Genomic DNA, 17,943 nt, shown 5'->3' on the forward strand with positions numbered 1-17,943 from the left:
GCAGTCAGACCTTGCCCGCAGCAGCCCGCGGTGCGGCGACCAGTCCGGCCAGCTGCCGGGCCAACGCGTCGATATGGTAGGGCTTGGGGCAGCGCGGCGCGCTGGCGAAGCGGCTCGGCAGGTTGTCGTCGTAACCGGAGGTCAGCAGGAACGGCGTCCCCGCCTCGGACAGGCGGTCGGCCAGCGGGTACACCTGTTCACCACCCAGGTTGATGTCCAGCAGGGCGACGTCGATCGGGTGATCATCGACCAGACGCGCCAACTCGCGCAGGTCACCGGCCGGGCCCACGACGTGCGCGCCCTTCAGCTGCAGATAGTCGGCCAGGAACATCGCAATGGCGAATTCATCTTCGGCCACCAGCACCCGCAGCCCCTGCAGCCCCTCCCGTTCATCGCCCGACTCCAGCACGCTGTACTCCCTGACACGCGCGGCCCATCCGGCCGCAATGCCCGCAGGATGCGCGAGTTGCCCTACAAGAACGCGTGATGACGGATGAAGACAACAGCGAGATCGCATTCACCTCGGCCAAACACGCTGTGTGCCCGGCCCGCGGTCAGAACGCACGCTCCCATTTCAGGCTCAGCAGGCTGCGGTCATGGCTGTACAGCCAGTCCACATTGCTGTCGATGCGGGTGTAGCGCAGGCTCAGGCTGGGCACCAGGCCTGCCACCGCCAGCCGTTCGCTGCGTACCAGCGCGATGAGGTTCTGCTCGTCGTCGTGCCGGCGCGCTTCCAGCAGCGGACTCCAGGCATCGTAGCTGCGCTCGCGCAGCGAAAGGAACAGCGTGGCAGTCGTGCCGCTCCACTGCCGCGCCGCACCGACGCGCAGGCCGCGCTGGCGATAGGCATTGGCCGCGTCGGCCGCTCCGCTGTCGGCCAGATCGATGCCTGCGAAGACGGTCCAGCGCGTAGTGAGCGCACGGAACCAGGTGGCGTACAGTGCTCCCATCGCGCCATCGTAGTTGTCGGCCAGCCCCGGTTGCCGATAGCGCTGGCGCTTCCAGTTCGCCTCCAGCTTCAGCAGGCTGCGCGGGTCCAGTGCGTATTGCCATTCCGCATGCGCGCCTGCGGCGCCCTGCAGGGTACGGTTACCCAGTGCCTGATAGTCGTAGCCGGGGGCCAGCAGCAGGGTGTGCCGCGCGCTGCGCCAGCTGTAGCCCACCTGCACAGTGGCGTTGAGTTCGTTGTAGGCGCGGTTGTCTTTCCATGCCTGGCCGAAGGCCAACCCGCGCACATACAGGCCGTGGTGGCCGGCCAGTGCCCAGCGGCGTTCCAGGCTGCCGTCGTAGTCCACCCCCGGTGCGCGCTGGGCATCGGGCAACCTGCGCTCGATGATGCAGTCCTCGCCCACGCCGAACAGGCAGGTGCGGCTGGCCGAACTGCGGTTGATGTTGTCGCTCCATGCAGGTCCGGCGGACAGTGCGCCCTTCCAGCGCCGCCGCGCCTGTAGCGCCTGCAGATACCCCTGCACCCGGCCGCGCACGCCGGCGGTGGCAGGGTCGCGGTCATCGATGTCGGCGGCGATCGCGGTGAACAGCGACGTCGCCTCCCGGTCACGCTGGTCCTCGGCGTAGACCCGCGCCAGTTCAAGCCGCGCAGGCAGGAAATCCGGCTGCCGGGCCAGCAGGGCCTCGTACTCAAGGGCCGCGCGATGATGCTCGCCCGCAACCCGCGCCAGCGCGCCCTGCGCGTAGTGGCGCAGCAGCGGGTCATGGCCGGGAAGTTCAATGTACTCGTGCAGGAAGGCCTGCGCGGCGGGCCATTGCTGGTGCTGCAACGACAGGTACAGCGCCTGGCCCAGGTCGTCGACCGTGCGCTCCACGCGCAGGGTCCGGCCATCGAGGGTGACGGTCGGCCGATCCGGTTCGGCCTGTTGCAGCCGCTGCTGGTCCTGGCGTTGATGGCGCACGTCGTTGCCCTGCTCCAGCACGCGGCGCAGGTCATCCTGCTGGGCGTGCGCCGTGGCGGTCAGCGCCAGCAGAAGGAGGCAGTAAAGAGGGAGGCGCATGGTCGTTCCGGTGTGAAGCGATGCAGCGGGCCGAAGCAGGGACTGGCGGATCGCGGCTTGTCCCTGCCCTGCCCCGTCAGGGGCGTGGCGATCAGTTCTTGCTGCCGCCGAAGGCGGTGTCGTACTGGCTGTTGCCGGCGAAGGTGGCGATACCGGCCAGGGTGGCGGCATTGGCACCGAAGAACTGGCCCTGGGTGGTGCCACTGACCGAACCGTTGGCGGTGGCCGCGCCTGCGAACGAGGCGGTGGCGCTGTTGATGGTGGCGTTGATGTTGACCGACAGGCCACCGCCGCTGAGGCCGCCCAGCAGAGTGCCGGTGCCGAAGTTGGCGCGGAAGGTGCCGCTGAGCAGGTTGCTGCCGTTGAACTTGTTCAGGCCAGCCACGCTGTAGGTGGCCACGCCGGCCGGCAGGGTGGTGCCGGCACGGTCGCCGACGAAGTACACCTGGCGGTTGTTGAAGCCACCTGCGGCGCCGTCCTTGGACCATTCACCGAACCAGACATCGCCACTGCCGACCTTGACGAAGTTGAAGTGGCCCATGCCCGCGTGGCTGCCCGGCGCACCGGTGATCGGCATGGCCAGCGTGCGTACGGTGGTGCCATTGATGGTGGTCGGCACCGAATAGCTGGCCAGGCCCTGGAAATCGACGCGACGGGCGTTGGACACGGTGCCGACGCCGATACCGGCCTTGCCGGCCGAGTGCGGGCCACCGTTGACCTGGGAATCACCGACGGCGACATACAGCTCGGCATCGGTCACCTGGCTGGCCGCACCGACGATGTCGGCTGCCTGCGCCGCGCCGGCCAGGGCGAAGGAGGCGGCGACCGCCAGGACGGAACGGGAGATCATTTTCATGGTGTTGCTCCTTGGGTTGAGGGAACTACGGGTACAACGCTTGAATGCAGGTGTTCAGAAGCGTGCGGTGATGCCCAGCTTGAGGGTGCGACCCGGCGCCGGCAGCGTGGACCGCGTGGCCGGGTCGACGTAGTAGCGGTTGCCGAGATTGCTGCCGACCAGCTCCACGCTGGCGTGCTCGTTGAAGCGCCAGCGCGCATACGCATCCACCGTGGTGATGTTTCCCCAGGTGAACGGCACGTTCTGCCAGAGCAGGCTGCTGCCACCGGCCAGCAACCGGTCGCGGTAGGCCTGCAGGTCCGGGTTTTCGTGGCGCCGGTAGTGGATGATGCGGCTGCCCAGCTCCAGTCGTTCGTCGAACAGGCGGGTGCCCAGTGACGCGTTGACCGACAGCTTCGGAATCGCCTGGGTGAGCAGGTAGCCGCTGACGAACCCGTCCTGCACGCAGTTCGGGACCAGGCCACGGTTGGCATCCAGCAGCACGGCACTGCTCTCGTCGCAGACCTCGTTCTCCAGCGTGCGGGCGATGCCCAGATCGGTGAAGAAACGGCGGTTGTCGAAGCGTGCCTGCAGTTCGATGCCGCGGATGGTCTGCTTGTCGATGTTGTCGAACAGGAAGTAGGCATCGCGCTCGATCACGTTGCGGGTCTTGTGCACGTAATAGGCCAGCTTGACGTCGGCATCGGCGGTGTTTCCGAACAGCGCCGACAGGTCGTGCACGTAACCCAGCTCGTAGTTGTAGGCATGCTCCGGCTTGAGGTCATACAGCGGGTTGAGGCTGCTGGAGAAGGCGATGGTGCTTTCGAACATGCTCGGGAAACGCACTGCTTCGCTGTAGCGAAGGTAGATGCGCGCGGCCGGCGACAGATGCGCCGTCGCCGAGAAAGTGGGCAGCCACGCGTGATCGCGCTGGCGCCGGTTGCTGCCATCCACCGGCCGCGCCTGCACGGTGTTGCCGATGCTGCAGACCAGGTCGCTGCCGGCGAACAACGGCAGCACGCCCGGGATCGCAGCCACCTCGCCGTTGAGGCACGGGTTGGTGGCACGGGCATAGTTGCCGTTGGCGTCGGGCAGCCACGCGATGTTGTGCTCCACTGCCTGCGGTGTTTCGTAATAGGCCAGCAGTCCCCGGATCGAATCATCGATCACCGAGCCCATGCCGATGCTCTCCCAGAACTCGCGTTCTGCTTCCAGCGCATCGATCTCTGCCTGCAGGCTGGCCGGTCGCTCGGGCAGCTCGTTGACCCGATAGGTAGCCTGCTTGCTGCCCACCCCCTTGGTCAGAAGCTCCGGGTGCGCGTCGAGGAAGTCGTCGAAGGCCCAGTAGCGGCTGTAGCGGACGCCGGCGTTGAGGGTGAGGACATCGAGCGGACGCCATTCCAGGTTGAGGTAGCCCTCACCCTCCTGGCGGCGGCCGGCACGCGGAAACATGCGCCAGCCATCAGTGGTGCCGAAGTACGGATCGCGCGAACCCAGGCTCTCGTACTGCCAGTTGCCCCCTACGGTCAGGTCGAGGCTGGAGTGCAACGCGAAGCGGTTGCTGACCGTCAGGCCGGTGCGATCGTTGCGCGCGTTGGCCAGAGCGGTGTTGCGCAGGATCGGGCTGGCTTCAGGGTCCCATTGCGGATTGCCCGGCGCGAAGTTGGGGAAGCCGCCCGCGGTATAGGTATCGCTGTCGGTCTCGGTGCGCCACAGATTGGCATACAGATCCAGCCAGCGGCTGCCGGCCGGCTGCCAGCGATACTCCAGGTTCCAGGCATCCGAGTCGACGCGGCTCAGCGGCCACTGGATGCGGCCGTAGTCCGGCGCCGACAGGATGCGCGAAGGCATGATCTCGCCGTAGTGCGAGAGCGTGTGCCGCCAGCTCGCCTTCAGCTGCTGGTCGTCATTGATCTGCCACGTCGCCTTGAGCAGCCACGACTCCTGTTCACTCGACGTATTAGGCACTTCATCACCCGGCTTGAAGTAGCGGGCCAGCGTGGTGATGTAGTCGATGCCCTGGTACTCGTACTGCTCGCGTGGGTCCTGGTCGTAGTAGTCGCTGCCCTGGCTGCCGGAGAAATAGTTGCCACGCCGGCGCCAGGCATAGGCCGCCATCACGTCCACCGTCTCACCGCGCAGGCCCAGCGCCAGTCGCCACGCCTGGTCCTCGCCATCGAACGGAGTGTTGCCGCTGCGCGACTGCACCGGCACCACCAGGGTACGGTCGTCATAGGGCGAGTTCGGCGACCCCTGCGGGAAACCCGGCACCGTCCGGTAGTCCTCGCCGCTGTGGAGGCGTGGCAGGCGTGGCGCCACCGCGTTGCTGCTGCCTTCTATCTTCAGCTCCCCGCCGAAGCGTTCGCCCGCCGGCACGACGTCATCGATGTCGATGGTCCTGATGACCAGCGCGCCGCCGACGCCGCTGTGCACGTCACGCACCAGGCCGGGCCCCTTGATGACCTGGATGCCACCGATCAGGTTGGGATCGATGTAGTTGCGACTGCTGACGCCGTTGTAGCCCCGCCAGACCGTGAGGGCCTGTTCACCGCCATCGATGCTCACCGGCACCCGCCCCGGCCCCTGGATGCCGCGGATGTTGATGTCCAGCGCGCCGCTGTTGCGCGCATCGCCGCTGAAAACGCCGACCAGATCCTTGACCACGTCGGCCGGGTTGGCGCCGCGGAAGCGCTCCACCCGGTCCCGCCCCGAATACACCGTGGTCAGGTCCAGCGCGAACACGTCATCGTAGCCACGGCGATCGCGCGCTTCGCCGCCTTCCGGCTGCAGGCGACCGGCGACGTCCAGCGTATCGGTCACCCGCACCCCTTCCCCCTCGGCCGATGCCTGCGCTGCGTCCGCCGCGGCGCGCAGGCTCCAGGTGCCATCCAGACCTCGCTGGGCACGCACCCCACTGCCCTGCAGCAGCCGCTGCAGCGCCTGCATCTGGCTGTACTGGCCCTGCACTGCGCTGGAACGACGCCCTTCGACCAGGTCGCTGCGGAACACCACCTGCGCATCGGCCTGGCGCCCGAACGCGCGTACCGCGTCTGCCAGCGACTGCTCCGGGATGGCGTACTGGCGCAGCGCCGCCGCTGTGCTGGATTGCGCCTGCGCGGCCGGCACCCGGGCCAGCGGCAGCAGTGCGGTGCAGATGGCCAGGGCCAGTGTGGTGGCGCGACGGTGACAGGCAGACGCCGTGGACGGCATGGACGGAACTCCTCAAGCGTGGGGAAACCACGGGCACAGCCGCTGCCGGTGGTGTGTCTGGCTTGAGGAAAAACGGTGTTTCGCTCTGGCTGTACCTCTATAGACAGCGCACGCTGCAGGCTGCCCACGCTTTTTTCAGGCTTTTTTCATCGCGATCTAAACCTGCCGGCATCACCAGACCACCAGCGCGCCACCCGGCAGCCGCTGCACGCGCAGGCCCGCCTGGGCCGCCACTGCGGAGATGGCCGGGTCCGGCTGGCGCAGATGGAACAGGCCACTGACCCGGATCTGCTCCGCTTTTGTCCCCAGCACCCAGACCGGTGCGGCCCGATAGCGCGCCAACCGTTCGATGGCCTGCGCCGCGCTCAGATCGTCGATGGCAACCTCACCGCGCCGCCAGGGTGCCACCGCGTCGCTGGCGAGGCTGCTCACCGGCTGCAGCCAGCGTCCGTCACGGAACGCGCGTGCCTGCCCTGCATGCAGCCGTTGCAGGCTGCCATCACCGGGATGTACGTCCACTACCCCTTCGCTGACCTGGGCGGTCACCACCGCGTCCTGCAACGAAACGCTGAACGCGGTACCGATGTCGCGCACCAGGCCACCGCCGGCCCCGACCCGGAACGGCCGCGCTTCATGCGCGACCCGGAACCACGCCTGGCCGCGCAGCAGCCGCAGTTGCCGCTGATCCCCGTCGAATGCGACGGCCAGCGCGGTGCGGGCATCCAGCACGACCGTGCTGCCATCCTCCAGTTGCACCACACGGGGTGCATCGCCGCTACGCAGATCGCTGCGCGCCCACAATGCGACCCCGGGGAGGGCTGGGACCGCCAGCACCACCGCGGCCACGCTGGCCCACCACCAGGACAGGCGCCTGCGCGGGGCGATCGGGCGCAGGCCCTGGCGATCGGAGGTCAGTGCCGGCAGTGCGGCCAGCACCTCCGGCCCAGCCGCGTCCAGGCCGTCCCAGAATGCCTGCTGGCGGCGCCAGGCCAAGGCATGGCGCGGATCGGCCTGCAGCCATCGCTGCAGGGCCCGCTGCTGCCGGTCCGGCAACGGGCCTGCACTGCACCGGATCACCCAGCGCAACGCATGCCTGGCCTGTCGCGGCGAGGGTTCGGACGTGGTCATGGTCGTAGCCTGTCGCACCACGAACCGGTGCGCGTGACTGTTGTGACAAGGGCGGGCGGCCTCTGCCCACGGTAATTGCGGGTCATCGGCGTGCGCCCTGCTGGTGCTGCTGGATCAGCATTGCCGCGCGCAGCACATGCTTGCCGACCAGGCTCTTGGAAATGCCCAGGCGGGCGGCGATCTCACGCTCGCTCAGGCCCAGGTAGCGGTTGAGCACGAAACACTCCCGCACCTGCGGCGGCAGCGCAAGGATGGTCCGGGTGATCTCGCGCAGCTGCGCCTGGTCCAGCGCCTGTTGCTCACCACCAACGGCATCGCCGACCTCGCACGCGTACTCGGCCATCGCCCGCCGTTCGCGTGCGTCGGCCTGGCTGCGGTTGAGGGCGTGATGGTACGCCATGCGGTACAGGTAACCGCGCGGTTCAAGGATCGGCGGATCGCCGGGCACGCTGCTGGCCTTCAGGTACAGGTTCTGCAGGGTGTCCTCGGTGCTGGCCGGGTCCAGGTAGCGCGCGATGAAGCGTGACAACGCACGGCGCTCGCGGATCAACAGCTCGACCAGCGCCAGGGCATTGGGAGACATAGGTGCCAGGCCGGACCGGGGAATGATGGGCGTGATGGCGACGGTCCGGGACGTGATTGTAGGGCGCGGCACCCCATCACGCCCAGCCCGCACCACGGCACCCGCCATTCCCGGGATCGTCAGTCCCATTGTCACGATAGCCCTGCCACCCGATCATCACCGGTGATGGCCGCGCGGCACCGCGCCTGATCCGGCCCCACATCCCCCGCACAGGAGAAGCCCATGGCCTACGCACGCATTGTCTCGATGGCTGACAACTACCTGCACCACATCAGCAACGGCACCTTCGATGTCAACGCCGACGAGCCGGCCTCGCTGGGCGGCCAGGGCAAGGGATTCGCCCCGTTCGATCTGTACCTGGCCTCACTGGCCGCCTGCACCGCCATCACCCTGCGCATGTACGCCCAGCGCAAGGGCTGGGAGCTGGGCGAGTTCCACGCCGAACTGCGTTCGGAGCGCGATCCTGATGGTCGTTTCCATGTGCACCGCATACTGCATGCCAGCGCCGCGCTGGACGATGCCCAGTGGCAGCGACTGCTGGAGGTGGTCGAGAAGACCCCGGTCACCCTGGTGATGCGCGAAGGGGCGCGCATCACCAGCGAACGCGGCCAGAACGCCGCTTCCGGAAAGCGCTAACGGCGCGGGTGCAGCACGGTGCGCTGGCGCATCGCGTTGAACTCCCGCTCCACCTGCTGGATGTCCTCGGCCTGGAAACCCGCGGCATCCAGCATCTGGTTGGCCGCGGCGGCCGCCAGCGGATCGTCGTCACGCTGGCGCCAGCAGCGGGACGGCAGGAAATAGCCCACCTCGCTGCGCCCGCGCATGATCACCACCGGGCGGCCGGCGTACAGCAGGAACTCGGCCAGGTGCTGGCGCAGGCCCTCCACCGAGACATAGGCCGGACCGATGCCCAGCATCTGGCTGGACGTCCCGGAATTTTGGAACAGCTTGCGACGGCTCATCACACTCCTCCTTGTTGCCACGCGTGGTCTCCTTTCCCTAGACGGGCGCATCGCTGCACCCCCGCCACGTTTCGTGCCGGCCCGTCATCGCTGGCGGCTCAGAAGCCGGTGTTGAACTCCAGCTGGAACACATCGATCGCCAGCGGCGGGCCCGACACCGCCTTGGCAGCCATCCACTTGCCGCTGATCCAGCTGCGCGCGTCCAACGCATAGGCACCACCCACGTAATAGCCGCGCGCGTTGGTGCCACCCAGATGGAAGTTCGGATCGTTGTAGGCATCCGGCAGCGCATCGGCCTCGATCCGCTTGTAGCCCAGCAGTGCCTGCCACTGCCCCTTCTCCTTCAGGTCGGTGGCGCCGAACGTTGCCTGCAGCATCCACGCGGTGTCGCCGCTGCGGAACGTATCGATGCCGGGAGCTTCACCCGCACCGAAATTGTTGACGATGCCGTTGTTGGCGCGGCGGAACATCGCCTGCGTGTCGTACGCCAGGTTGCGGATGAAGTCGCCTTCCAGGCGCAGTCCGATGTCCTGCGCCAGCCGGGTATCCCAACGCAGGTTCAGGGTGGCCAGGCGGAAGGCGGACGCCAGGCCGACATACTGCGGCGTCGGCGTGCCGGCCGGATCCATCGGATTGAGCGCGATGTCGCGGATCAGCATCAGGGTGTTGCCCTTCTGCATGAACGCCGGGCGCGACCAGTCGGTGTCGCAGCCGACGGCGCCGGAGTACAGGGCACAGGGCGAGGACAGCCGACCGCTGATGTTCTTGAAGTCGTAGTAGCCCAGTGCGGCCCGCAGTGCGTTGTCGTCGTTGAAGCGCCAGTTCACGCCAGCCTGCGCGCCGGACAGCCATTTGTTCTCGTTCGGCGACTTCTCTCCGCTGCGGCTCTGCAGGCTGTCCGAGGTGTACTCCAGCGGCGCCACGGCAAGGGTGCCGAACAGGTCCAGATCGCCGTCGCCGAACCCGTACTTCAGGTTGGCGGCCAGTCCATCGAAGTTCAGATCGTTGGAGAACAGGGTGTCGCTGCTCCAGAACGGATTGCCGAAACGGCCACCACGCACGGTCACCCAGTCAGCCGGACTGTAGGCCAGCCATGCCTGGTCGAGCCACACGTCCTTCTTGCTCAGGCCGCCCCCCAGCTGCTCGGTGGTGGACACCGGGCCATTGCTGCTGCCGCTGGCCAGGCGGATGCCAGCGGTGGTGTGATCGCCGATCATGGCCTCGACCCCCAGGCGGGCGCGGATGCGCCACAGGTTACGGCGGTCCTGTCGGGTGTTGAGCAAGGGCGGCAGCTGCAGGTTGGTATTGGTGTTGGTGTCGAATCCACTGCCCGCATTGACCGCGGCCCAGTTGCTGACGATGCCGCTGTTGTCATCGCCATAGAAGCGCGACTCGCTGCGCACACGCACGTCCCCGGTCACCTTGATGCGCTGTGTCCATTCGGCGACCTCATTCGGCGCCGCCCAGCCCTCCGCCTTCGCCTGCGCCATTACGTCCTGGCGCACTTCGTCGCGGATGCCATCACGGACACTCTGCGGCACATAGGGCACACGCACATCGCCCGCCTCAAGCGCGATGCCTCCACTGCTGGCCGATGCAGCACCGGCAGCACCGCGCTGGGCTGCTGCTGCCTCGGCTTCGGCCTGCACCAGCAGCGCCTGGCCGTCCTCGGGCTTGAGCGCGCCAGTGGCCATCAGGCCTTTGATCAGCTTGATCATGGTGGTCTCAGCAGCCATTGCACCGGCCGGCGCCGCCAGGCTGAGCAGCACAGCGCAGCACAGCAGCGCCCGTCGGGCCGGCCGCGACGGGCGGGAGTCGGTTCGAGCGCGGACGTGGTTGTTCATCACGGTTCTCATCGGAAGAAGGGAAAACAGGGAAATCACGGTTCAAGCCCCGGGCCTGCGGCCCTGCACAAGCACGCGCGCGGGGAAGTCCAGTGAAGGTGGCGGCGGCTGGTCCACCCGGCCGATCTGGCGCAGTGCGTCGAGCACGGCGGCGTCGGCCTCTTCATTGCCGCTGCCGCGCACCAGCTCGACTTTCTCCAGGCGCCCATCCGGCGCCAGCCACACGTTCACCTGCAACTGGAAGGCCAGGCGCTTGACCCTCGCATCGCGCGCAATCGCCTGCTGCATCAGGTAACCCAGATAGCGGCCATAGGTGGCATTGCCGGCACCACCGCGACCGGTACCGGACGCGCCGCCGCCACTGCCCGCCTGGATGCCGAAGTTGTCACCGCCCGCCTGCGCGTCGGCGTTCATGGTCACCGGGTCGGCGTTGTCCGGCGTCGGCGTCGGCTCCTCGGCCGGGGTCGGCTGATCCAGCGGCTCCGGCTCGGGCAGGGTCTCCTCCGGCGGGGTCTCCGGTTCGGGGGGCTTCTCAGGCGGCGGCGGTGGGGGTGGCGGCGGGGGTGGCAACGCCAGCATCGGCGGCTGCACCACGGGGCGGCGGGTGCTGGCCGTGTCCTTGAACAGCAGCCACCACAGCACGGCGCCCACTACCAGCAGCACCGCCAGCACCAGTGCGACGGTCACCAGCAGCGGGCGGTCACGCATGCCGGGCTCCGGCCGTGGGGAATGAGGGCCGGTCATGCCTCAGCCCTGTGCCTTGCCGGTGACCAGGCCAACCTGGGCCAGTTCCAGCCGCCGCAGCAGATCCAGCACCTCGACCACGCGCGCGTACTGCACCTGGGCGTCGCCACGCACGATTACCGGGAAGTCCGGCGAGGTCGCGCGCTCTGTCCTCAGGCGGTCCTCCAGCTCGGCCATCGTCACCGGGTAGGCGTCAAGGAACACCTGGCCGCTGGGATCGATGGTGATCGCCTTGGTCTTGGGCTTCTCCAGCGCCACACTGTTGCTGGCCTTCGGCAGGTTGACCTCGATGCCGGGAATGGAGGCGTTGCTGGTGAGGATGAAGATCACCAGCACCACCAGCAGCACATCGACGAAGGGCGTCACGTTGATGCCCTTCTCGCGCTTCTTGATGCCGAACTTCGCCTTCTGGGCCATGACGCGCTCCTCAGCCCTGCACCGTGGCCGGGCCGCGCCCGTCCTGCTCTTCAGCCAGGCGGGCGGCGAATTCGTCGATGAACACGGCCATGTCGGCACCGATGGCCTCGGCGCGTGCGCCCAGCCAGTTGTAGCCGAACAGTGCCGGGATCGCGACGCCGAGGCCGGCGGCCGTACACAGCAAGGCCGCCGCCATGCCCGGCGCGACCGAGTTGATGTCCACCGCACCGGCCATCGCCGCGACCACGAACACCAGCATGATGCCGATCACCGTACCGAACAGGCCCACATAGGGCGCGCCTTCGATGGTGGTGGACAGCCAGTTCATGCGACGCGACATCGCCTCCTGCTCGCGCACCATCACCGCATCCATCGATGCGCGGATCGCCGCGATGGTCGCCGCGCTCAGATAGCCGCCGTTGCCGTCGCGCTGGTGGCGTTGCTGCATCTCATCGATGGCCACCTGGTAGATGCGCCACAGCGAACCGTCGCGCATGGCCGCCGGTGCCTGGCCCTGCCGGTCCATGTCCGAGAGCGTGCGCAGCGGCACGCCGGCCAGCTTGCCGAAAGCATCAGTGAACACCGCATTGGCCTTGCCGGTGCGGCCGAAGTGACGGCTCTTGGCGATCATGATCGCCCACGACATCAGCATCATCAGGCCGAGGATGGCCACCACCACCCAGGCGTCGAACGGCATCGCCTTCAGGATGAAGCCGAAGTGACTCTGGCCCGTGGACTGCTCATCGGCGCCATAGCTGATCAGGCGTGAGTCAGCGCCCTGCGCGATGGCATCGACCAGCAGCAGTGCCGCCGGACGCGCAACGCGAGAAATCCGCAGTTCATCCAGCGCACCGTCGAAGCTGGCCAGCGGCTGCTCGGCACCCGGCGCGTCAGCACCCACCACCGCTGCGGTGGACATGGCCGGAAGTTCGCCGCTGAGCTGCGCCACCACGTGGCCATTGAGATACAGCTGCAGCGACCCCTTCTCCGCCGTCAGCGCCAGATGCGCCCATTGTCCCTCCGGAATCGGCTGCGCAGGCGTGCTGCGCTGGCCATTGAGCTGCACGAACGGCACCCGGTTGTCGATGCCCAGCAGCAGTTCCGCGCTGCCATCGCGACGGGCATAGATGGCCTGCGCCGCATTCTGTGCACCCGGCTTGATCCACGCGGACACGGTCAATGGCGCGCCGGCCTCCTGCGCCAGCGAAGCACTGGCTGGCAGCGGCAGCGCAGTGCCGGCGAACTGCACGCCGCGACCGATCACCGAACCTTCGGCGGCCGGCACCACTGCGCCCGCATTGTTGCCGTAGGCCGTGGTGTCACGTGCCGGGGCATTGGCGTCGGCGAAGTGGTAGACCAGCGTGTAGTCCGGATCGAATACCTGCTGTCCATTCCCACTGGCCGGCGCCTTGTCGTTGCCGTAGTACATCCAGATCGTCTGCGGTGCGGCGGCGCTGACGGCCGGCACATCCACCCACACCAGGGCCAGCCCCAGCGCCGGGTCGAACTGTTCGATCTGGTGCGCCAGCACGGTGCGCCCGTCCGCCGACACGAAACGCAGATCGCTGCCGGCATCCTGGGTGCCGTCGAAACCGAAGTTGCCCGTATGCAGGCGCAGCAGCAGCGGGGTTCGACCGGGATCGCCTGCCAGACCGGCACCCTGCGGGCCTGCGTCGATCGTGATCGGCTTGCGGTATTTCCATTCGGCCTGCCACCAGCTGGCATCGGCCGCAGCGGCGGGCAGCGCGATCAGCGCGGCCAGCAGCAGCAACATCCGGGAAAGCAAACGGTCCATGCGAGGGGTCTCCGGAGAACGCATGTTCAAGGGAAGGGTCAGTAACTGGTGCTGATGTTGAAATGCAGCCGCGGGTCGTCCTTGCGGGTCACCGGCCCATCGGCATAGGGCCACGCATAGTCCAGGCGCAACTGCAGGTGATCTCCCAGGCGCAGCTGCGCGCCGAGCCCGACCGAGGCCAGGTTGTACTGGTCGCGCTGTTCGGGCAGCGGCCGCCGCAGGCGCAGGTAGGCCGCGTCGGCAAAGCTGTACACGCGAAGCTGGCTGCCGCTCCACAGCGGCCATGCCGGGGTGCGCCATTCCAGGTTCGCCACACCGCCGTAGTCGCCGATCGCCTCGGCCGACAGGTAGCCGCGCACGGTGTACATGCCACCGGCGGCGAACTGCTCGGCCGAGACCAGTGGCGCATCGGTCACCTGCAGGGCCCCGCGTGCATACCATTGCCAATCGCTGCCGAAGGTATGCGTATTCGACACATCGGCCTTGAGTGCCACGAAGCTGGGATCGGCCCACGCCCGCTTCTGGCTGAAGTCGTACCCATTGCTGCCATAGCCGAACAGGCGGCGGGTTCCGGCCACCAGCTGCGTGCTGATGCTCAGCTGGTCCTGTTCGCCCTGGCGCACACCCACGAATGCCAGCGTGAGCGGTGCGTACTTCAGGGGAGTCTTCAGGTTGTCGCTGCCCATCCAGGTGTCCTCCTCGGTGTCCTTGAAGTCGACGCCGAGGCTGAGCTGCCGCCACCATGCAGTGCTGCCGGGCAGGCGGTAATTGAGCTTGAGGCCGATCGAATGACCATTGCCGATCACGTTGGTGCCGGTTCCCGCGCCCCCCTGGCCGCCGGCATTGAGCACGCGGCTGTCGGAGGTATAGCCCGATGCCTCCAGGCTCCAGGGGCTGCCTTCAAACGGCAGCGTGTACGACGCCGAGAACACCTTGGCCTGATCGGTATCTTGCGGAGCGAGGAACACGCCGAGACTGGCGCTGTGCCCGCGTCCCCACAGGTTGTCATGCGCCAGCGAGGCACTCAGGCGCAGTTTCTCGGTGTCGGCACTGCGGTCATTGTTGAGTGCGGCGCTCGCTCGCCAGGGCGACTTTTCTTCCACCTGCAGGTCCACGTCCATCGTGCCGGGCGTCTTTCCCTCACGGACCAGCGGCATCACCTGGCGGCGACCGCCTTCGTTGAGCGCGGTCAGTTCCTTCTGCGCCCGGTCGAAATCCGGCACCTGGCCCTCGGCCAGCGCCGGTACCCGTGCGCGGATCCGCGCCGCCGCAGCAGGCGCCGCACCGACCACGCGCAGTTCGCCGATCGGCGTCTGCTGCACCTTCAGCAGCACCACGCCGGCACTGACCTGCTGCTCGGGCAGTTCCACGTACACCGACTGGTATCCCGCCTGCTGGTACAGCGCGCTGACTGCATCGCGCGCCTGCTCGACGTCGGCCAACGTCCTGCCCGGGCCGAGATAGGGCTCAACGGCGCGCTCGATCAGACGCGGATCAAGTACGGTGTTGCCGCGCACGATGTACTCGTTGATGTTCACCCTGGCCGCCGGCGTGGCATCCTGCGCGAGCAGCGGCAATGGCAGGGACGCCACGGCCAGCGCGAGTGCCCGCGGACGCAGGCGCAGCGGGAGTCGGACAGCTCGGCACGGAACAGGCGTCATTGAAGGCATCGCGTCGTATCGAAGGAAGTGGCCAGGGAGCGGCGCGTGGGTCTACCCACAGGACGTGCAGGGCGCGTCAAAGCCGCCAACAGTTTTGTGACAGCACTGTCATCTGTTGACGGCGGCGGAATGCGCGCAGGCGGACACTGCGCCCGCCACCCGTCCATGAAGCAGCCGACATGGGGTGGCGGGAGATTGGAGATGAGCATGATCCTGACTGCATGGCGCTGGCCTGCCGTGGCGTTGCTCGCGTCCATCGCGATGCCGATTGCGCACGCCGATGACCGCGCAACGCGCGCGGACACACCGCCCTGCATCGACGTGCAGGTCAACGGAGAGCGCATTCCGGCCTGGGAATGTCTGCAGCGCAGGCTCGCACCGGCACCGCCACGTGCACGATCACCGCGCCTGTCCGAGTCGGAGCGGCAGATGCGGCAGCCCGGCAACCAGCTCATGCAGTACAACCTGGAAGGCACCCGGCAACGGATGGGCGACGCCTTTGGTCGCTCGGTGACACCGCAGCGCCCCTCTCGCTGATCGCGCCTCAGTGCCGCCCCGCAGCGGCAGGCACGATGCCGTCGGCAGGAACGGGCGGCAGCGCGGGCACCGGCAGGCTGCGCGACCGCCCCGCCTGCTGCAGTTCGATGGTCTCTGCGCCGATGCCGGCCAGTACCGTGGACGGTCCCAGGCGCTGCCCCGGCACATAGGCATCGACAGCGCCACCATCGACCGACAGCAGTGCCAGCGGTGCGTGCGCGCTGGCCATCACACCCAGCACCACTACCTCGGTGTGGATCGCACCCGGTGACAGCAGCCGCACCAGCGGAGCGCTGGCCGCAGCGTCGAACGGTGGCCGGGCCGGTGTCGACGGCCTTACCGCGCTGGCCGCCGCCGGTGGTCCTGCAGCGAACAGGGCAATGCCCCAGTAGGCCATCACGGCCAGCAGCAGCGTCGCCGCCAGCAGTGTCAGCAGGTGATTGCGATCCCAGCGCCTGCCGTCCATGTTCCGCACCTTCGTCGACATTGACGGCCACCACGCTAGCAGTCGCCGCTGACGCTTTTGTTTCATCATCCGCCGCTACCCTGTCCGCGATCGGCAGGCACAGGAGGCGATGTCGATGCGGCGCATCCCGCGCGGCTTCACCCTGCTGGAACTGATGGTGGTGCTGGTCATCATCGGCATCTGTACAACGGCCATCGGCCTGGGCCTGGGCACACTGCTCGATCCTGCGCGCCAGCTCCGTCAGGAAGGCGAGCGATTGGCGCAACGCCTGCAGGTGGCACGCGATGAGGCCCGCATCGATGGCCGCAGCCTCCGCTGGCAGGCGGATGCCGAGGGCTACCGCTTCAGCCGACGCGAGGGCGACCGCTGGACCGACGTGCAGCGCGACGACCTGCTGCGCCCCCAGCGGTGGCAGAGCCCGGGCATCGCCGTACAGCCGGCGGCAGCCATCGAACTGAGTCCGGAATGGATCGGCGTGCCGTGGGAGCTGGCGCTGTCGCTGCAGGGGCGACAGCTGCGCCTTCGCGACGACGGCAGTGGACAGCTGCAGGTCGTGCAGTGATGCGGCCGCGGCGGGGGTTCACCTTGATCGAGGTACTGATCGCACTGGCCATCGTGGCAGTCGCGCTGGCGGCGGTGATGCGCTCGGTGGCAGTGGCAACCGATGACCAGTCGCGGCTGCGCGACCGACGTCTGGCACTGCTGTGCGCACAGGACCGCTGGCAGGAACTGCGGCTGGCCGCGCAACCGCCCGCGGATGTGCAGCAGCGCTGCGTGCAGGGTCGCAGCCGCTTCCTGGTGCGGCAGCATCTGGGCAGCGGCAGCGACGGGCAGCCGCTGCTGGAGCTCATCGTGGTGGCGGAGGATGCACCAACGCAGTCGCTGGCACGCATGCTGCTGCCATGGACCGCTGCACCGTGAAACGGCGCGTGCAGGGCTTCACCCTGATCGAAGTAATGATCGCGATCACCCTCATGGGCGTGCTGGCCGTGATCTGCTGGCGTGCGCTGGACAGCGTGTCCAGCAGTGACCAGCGACTGCGCCAGGCTGATGCAGGCACCAATGCCGCATTGCGGGTGCTGCAGCAGTTCCAGCGCGACATCGAGATGCGTGCGGACGATGCCCTGATGAATGGTGCGGTACGCCCCGCTGACCAGCCACAGCGCCTGCTGCCGCCGGCGCTGGTCAGCGAACGGCAGGCCGACGGCAGTTTCGCGCTGGAGATCACCCGCAGCGTCGGCAGCGACGGGCTGCGCTGGCAGCGGGTGCGCTGGTGGCGTCAGGGCAATACCCTGTGGCGGGCCAGCGGGCCGTCATCGGATCGCTATCCGTTGCCGCCACCAGAGCAGTCACGCGGGCTGGCCGTGGCGCACGATGTTCAGTTCTTCGATGTGCGCGCCTGGCAGCCGGGCGCCGGCTGGACGACGCTGCCCAGCCAGGGCGTGCTGCTGCCGGCCACCGGGTTGGAACTGAGGCTGCGGCTGCGTGATGGCCGCGGTCCGTTGAGCTACCGTCGCGTCCTTGAACTCTAGCCGCAGACGCACCCGCACGCCGTCGACCCACGTCATCCGGGGCGCAGCGTCCGCCATCCCGGCCACCGGGCGCTGTCCCGCGCCCGGTGGCGCCTGTGGGTGCTCCTCACCGCCGATGGCTGCTCCCTGCCCTCCGTGCCGTCCTGGCGGGGGGCCGCCACCGCTCCGTGGCAGCGGGCCCGATTGCGGATCTCCACGCACCGCGTGGATCATCCCCGGC

General features: G+C 68.1%; 18 protein-coding genes. 5 read left to right on the plus strand and 13 right to left on the minus strand.

The genetic code is table 11. The features are described 5' to 3' along the window. Positions 1-4: 4 nt before the first annotated feature. The 6 genes from AC5P5M_RS11910 to AC5P5M_RS11935 all read right to left on the minus strand — a co-directional run bounded on the left by AC5P5M_RS11910 (position 5) and on the right by AC5P5M_RS11935 (position 7,765). The gene (locus tag AC5P5M_RS11910; protein WP_065176179.1) at positions 5-409 is read right to left on the minus strand and encodes a response regulator; all 405 of its coding nucleotides are present in this window, start codon (positions 407-409) and stop codon (positions 5-7) included. A gap of 145 nt (positions 410-554) precedes the next feature. Next, complete coding sequence (locus AC5P5M_RS11915; RefSeq protein WP_495205929.1) at positions 555-2,009, minus strand: surface lipoprotein assembly modifier; 1,455 nt, start codon at positions 2,007-2,009, stop codon at positions 555-557. A gap of 91 nt (positions 2,010-2,100) precedes the next feature. Next, positions 2,101-2,865, minus strand: a complete 765-nt coding sequence (locus AC5P5M_RS11920) for a Slam-dependent surface lipoprotein (protein ID WP_495205930.1) — start codon at positions 2,863-2,865, stop codon at positions 2,101-2,103. Positions 2,866-2,919: 54 nt separating this feature from the next. Continuing rightward, complete coding sequence (locus AC5P5M_RS11925) at positions 2,920-6,054, minus strand: TonB-dependent receptor (RefSeq protein WP_495205931.1); 3,135 nt, start codon at positions 6,052-6,054, stop codon at positions 2,920-2,922. A 171-nt stretch (positions 6,055-6,225) separates the two neighbouring features. Next, positions 6,226-7,182, minus strand: a complete 957-nt coding sequence (locus AC5P5M_RS11930) for a FecR family protein (RefSeq protein ID WP_495205932.1) — start codon at positions 7,180-7,182, stop codon at positions 6,226-6,228. An 82-nt stretch (positions 7,183-7,264) separates the two neighbouring features. Then, positions 7,265-7,765: an RNA polymerase sigma factor gene (locus tag AC5P5M_RS11935; RefSeq protein ID WP_053516292.1), complete on the minus strand. Its 501-nt coding sequence runs from the start codon at positions 7,763-7,765 to the stop codon at positions 7,265-7,267. A 222-nt stretch (positions 7,766-7,987) separates the two neighbouring features. On the opposite strand from AC5P5M_RS11935, the gene AC5P5M_RS11940 reads away from it, so the two are divergent. Continuing rightward, positions 7,988-8,401 (plus strand): OsmC family protein, encoded by a 414-nt coding sequence (locus AC5P5M_RS11940; protein WP_197600046.1) that lies wholly within the window; start codon positions 7,988-7,990, stop codon positions 8,399-8,401. Here the strand turns inward: AC5P5M_RS11940 and AC5P5M_RS11945 are convergent. From AC5P5M_RS11945 to AC5P5M_RS11970, 6 genes are all read right to left on the minus strand, one after another. Further along, positions 8,398-8,727 carry a hypothetical protein gene (locus tag AC5P5M_RS11945; protein ID WP_495205933.1) on the minus strand — a complete coding sequence of 110 codons (330 nt, stop codon included), beginning with the start codon at positions 8,725-8,727 and terminating at the stop codon, positions 8,398-8,400. The genes AC5P5M_RS11940 and AC5P5M_RS11945 overlap by 4 nt on opposite strands. Positions 8,728-8,825: 98 nt before the next feature. Beyond that, entirely contained in the window at positions 8,826-10,571 is a 1,746-nt protein-coding gene (locus AC5P5M_RS11950; RefSeq protein WP_346475127.1) for a putative porin, read from the minus strand. 42 nt (positions 10,572-10,613) lie between these two features. Continuing rightward, a complete protein-coding gene (tolA, locus tag AC5P5M_RS11955) occupies positions 10,614-11,279 on the minus strand; it encodes a cell envelope integrity protein TolA (RefSeq protein WP_053516301.1) in 666 nt (221 codons plus the stop codon). Between the two features lie 39 nt (positions 11,280-11,318). Next, complete coding sequence (locus AC5P5M_RS11960; RefSeq protein WP_053516303.1) at positions 11,319-11,732, minus strand: ExbD/TolR family protein; 414 nt, start codon at positions 11,730-11,732, stop codon at positions 11,319-11,321. Positions 11,733-11,742: 10 nt separating this feature from the next. Continuing rightward, complete coding sequence (locus AC5P5M_RS11965; protein ID WP_495205934.1) at positions 11,743-13,527, minus strand: DUF2341 domain-containing protein; 1,785 nt, start codon at positions 13,525-13,527, stop codon at positions 11,743-11,745. Positions 13,528-13,565: 38 nt separating this feature from the next. Then, positions 13,566-15,188 (minus strand): ShlB/FhaC/HecB family hemolysin secretion/activation protein, encoded by a 1,623-nt coding sequence (locus AC5P5M_RS11970; protein ID WP_111186880.1) that lies wholly within the window; start codon positions 15,186-15,188, stop codon positions 13,566-13,568. A gap of 201 nt (positions 15,189-15,389) precedes the next feature. Between AC5P5M_RS11970 and AC5P5M_RS11975 the strand changes: the two genes are divergently transcribed. Continuing rightward, positions 15,390-15,725, plus strand: coding sequence for a hypothetical protein (locus AC5P5M_RS11975; RefSeq protein ID WP_346475124.1), 336 nt, complete (start codon positions 15,390-15,392; stop codon positions 15,723-15,725). 7 nt (positions 15,726-15,732) lie between these two features. On the opposite strand, the gene AC5P5M_RS11980 is transcribed toward AC5P5M_RS11975, so the two are convergent. Then, positions 15,733-16,191 carry a general secretion pathway protein gene (locus tag AC5P5M_RS11980; protein WP_053516310.1) on the minus strand — a complete coding sequence of 153 codons (459 nt, stop codon included), beginning with the start codon at positions 16,189-16,191 and terminating at the stop codon, positions 15,733-15,735. A gap of 115 nt (positions 16,192-16,306) precedes the next feature. Here AC5P5M_RS11980 and gspH point away from each other — a divergent pair, with 115 nt between their 5' ends. The 3 genes from gspH to AC5P5M_RS11995 are packed head-to-tail and all read left to right on the plus strand — an operon-like array spanning position 16,307 to position 17,723. Further along, positions 16,307-16,753 (plus strand): type II secretion system minor pseudopilin GspH, encoded by a 447-nt coding sequence (gspH, locus tag AC5P5M_RS11985; protein ID WP_053516372.1) that lies wholly within the window; start codon positions 16,307-16,309, stop codon positions 16,751-16,753. Then, positions 16,753-17,112, plus strand: a complete 360-nt coding sequence (gene gspI, locus AC5P5M_RS11990; protein WP_414487427.1) for a type II secretion system minor pseudopilin GspI — start codon at positions 16,753-16,755, stop codon at positions 17,110-17,112. Before gspH ends, gspI begins: the two co-directional genes overlap by 1 nt. Next, positions 17,109-17,723 carry a type II secretion system protein GspJ gene (locus tag AC5P5M_RS11995; RefSeq protein WP_414487534.1) on the plus strand — a complete coding sequence of 205 codons (615 nt, stop codon included), beginning with the start codon at positions 17,109-17,111 and terminating at the stop codon, positions 17,721-17,723. Before gspI ends, AC5P5M_RS11995 begins: the two co-directional genes overlap by 4 nt. Positions 17,724-17,943: the final 220 nt, after the last annotated feature.

This window comes from Stenotrophomonas sp. YJH_SMC_106-19 (assembly GCF_059368375.1).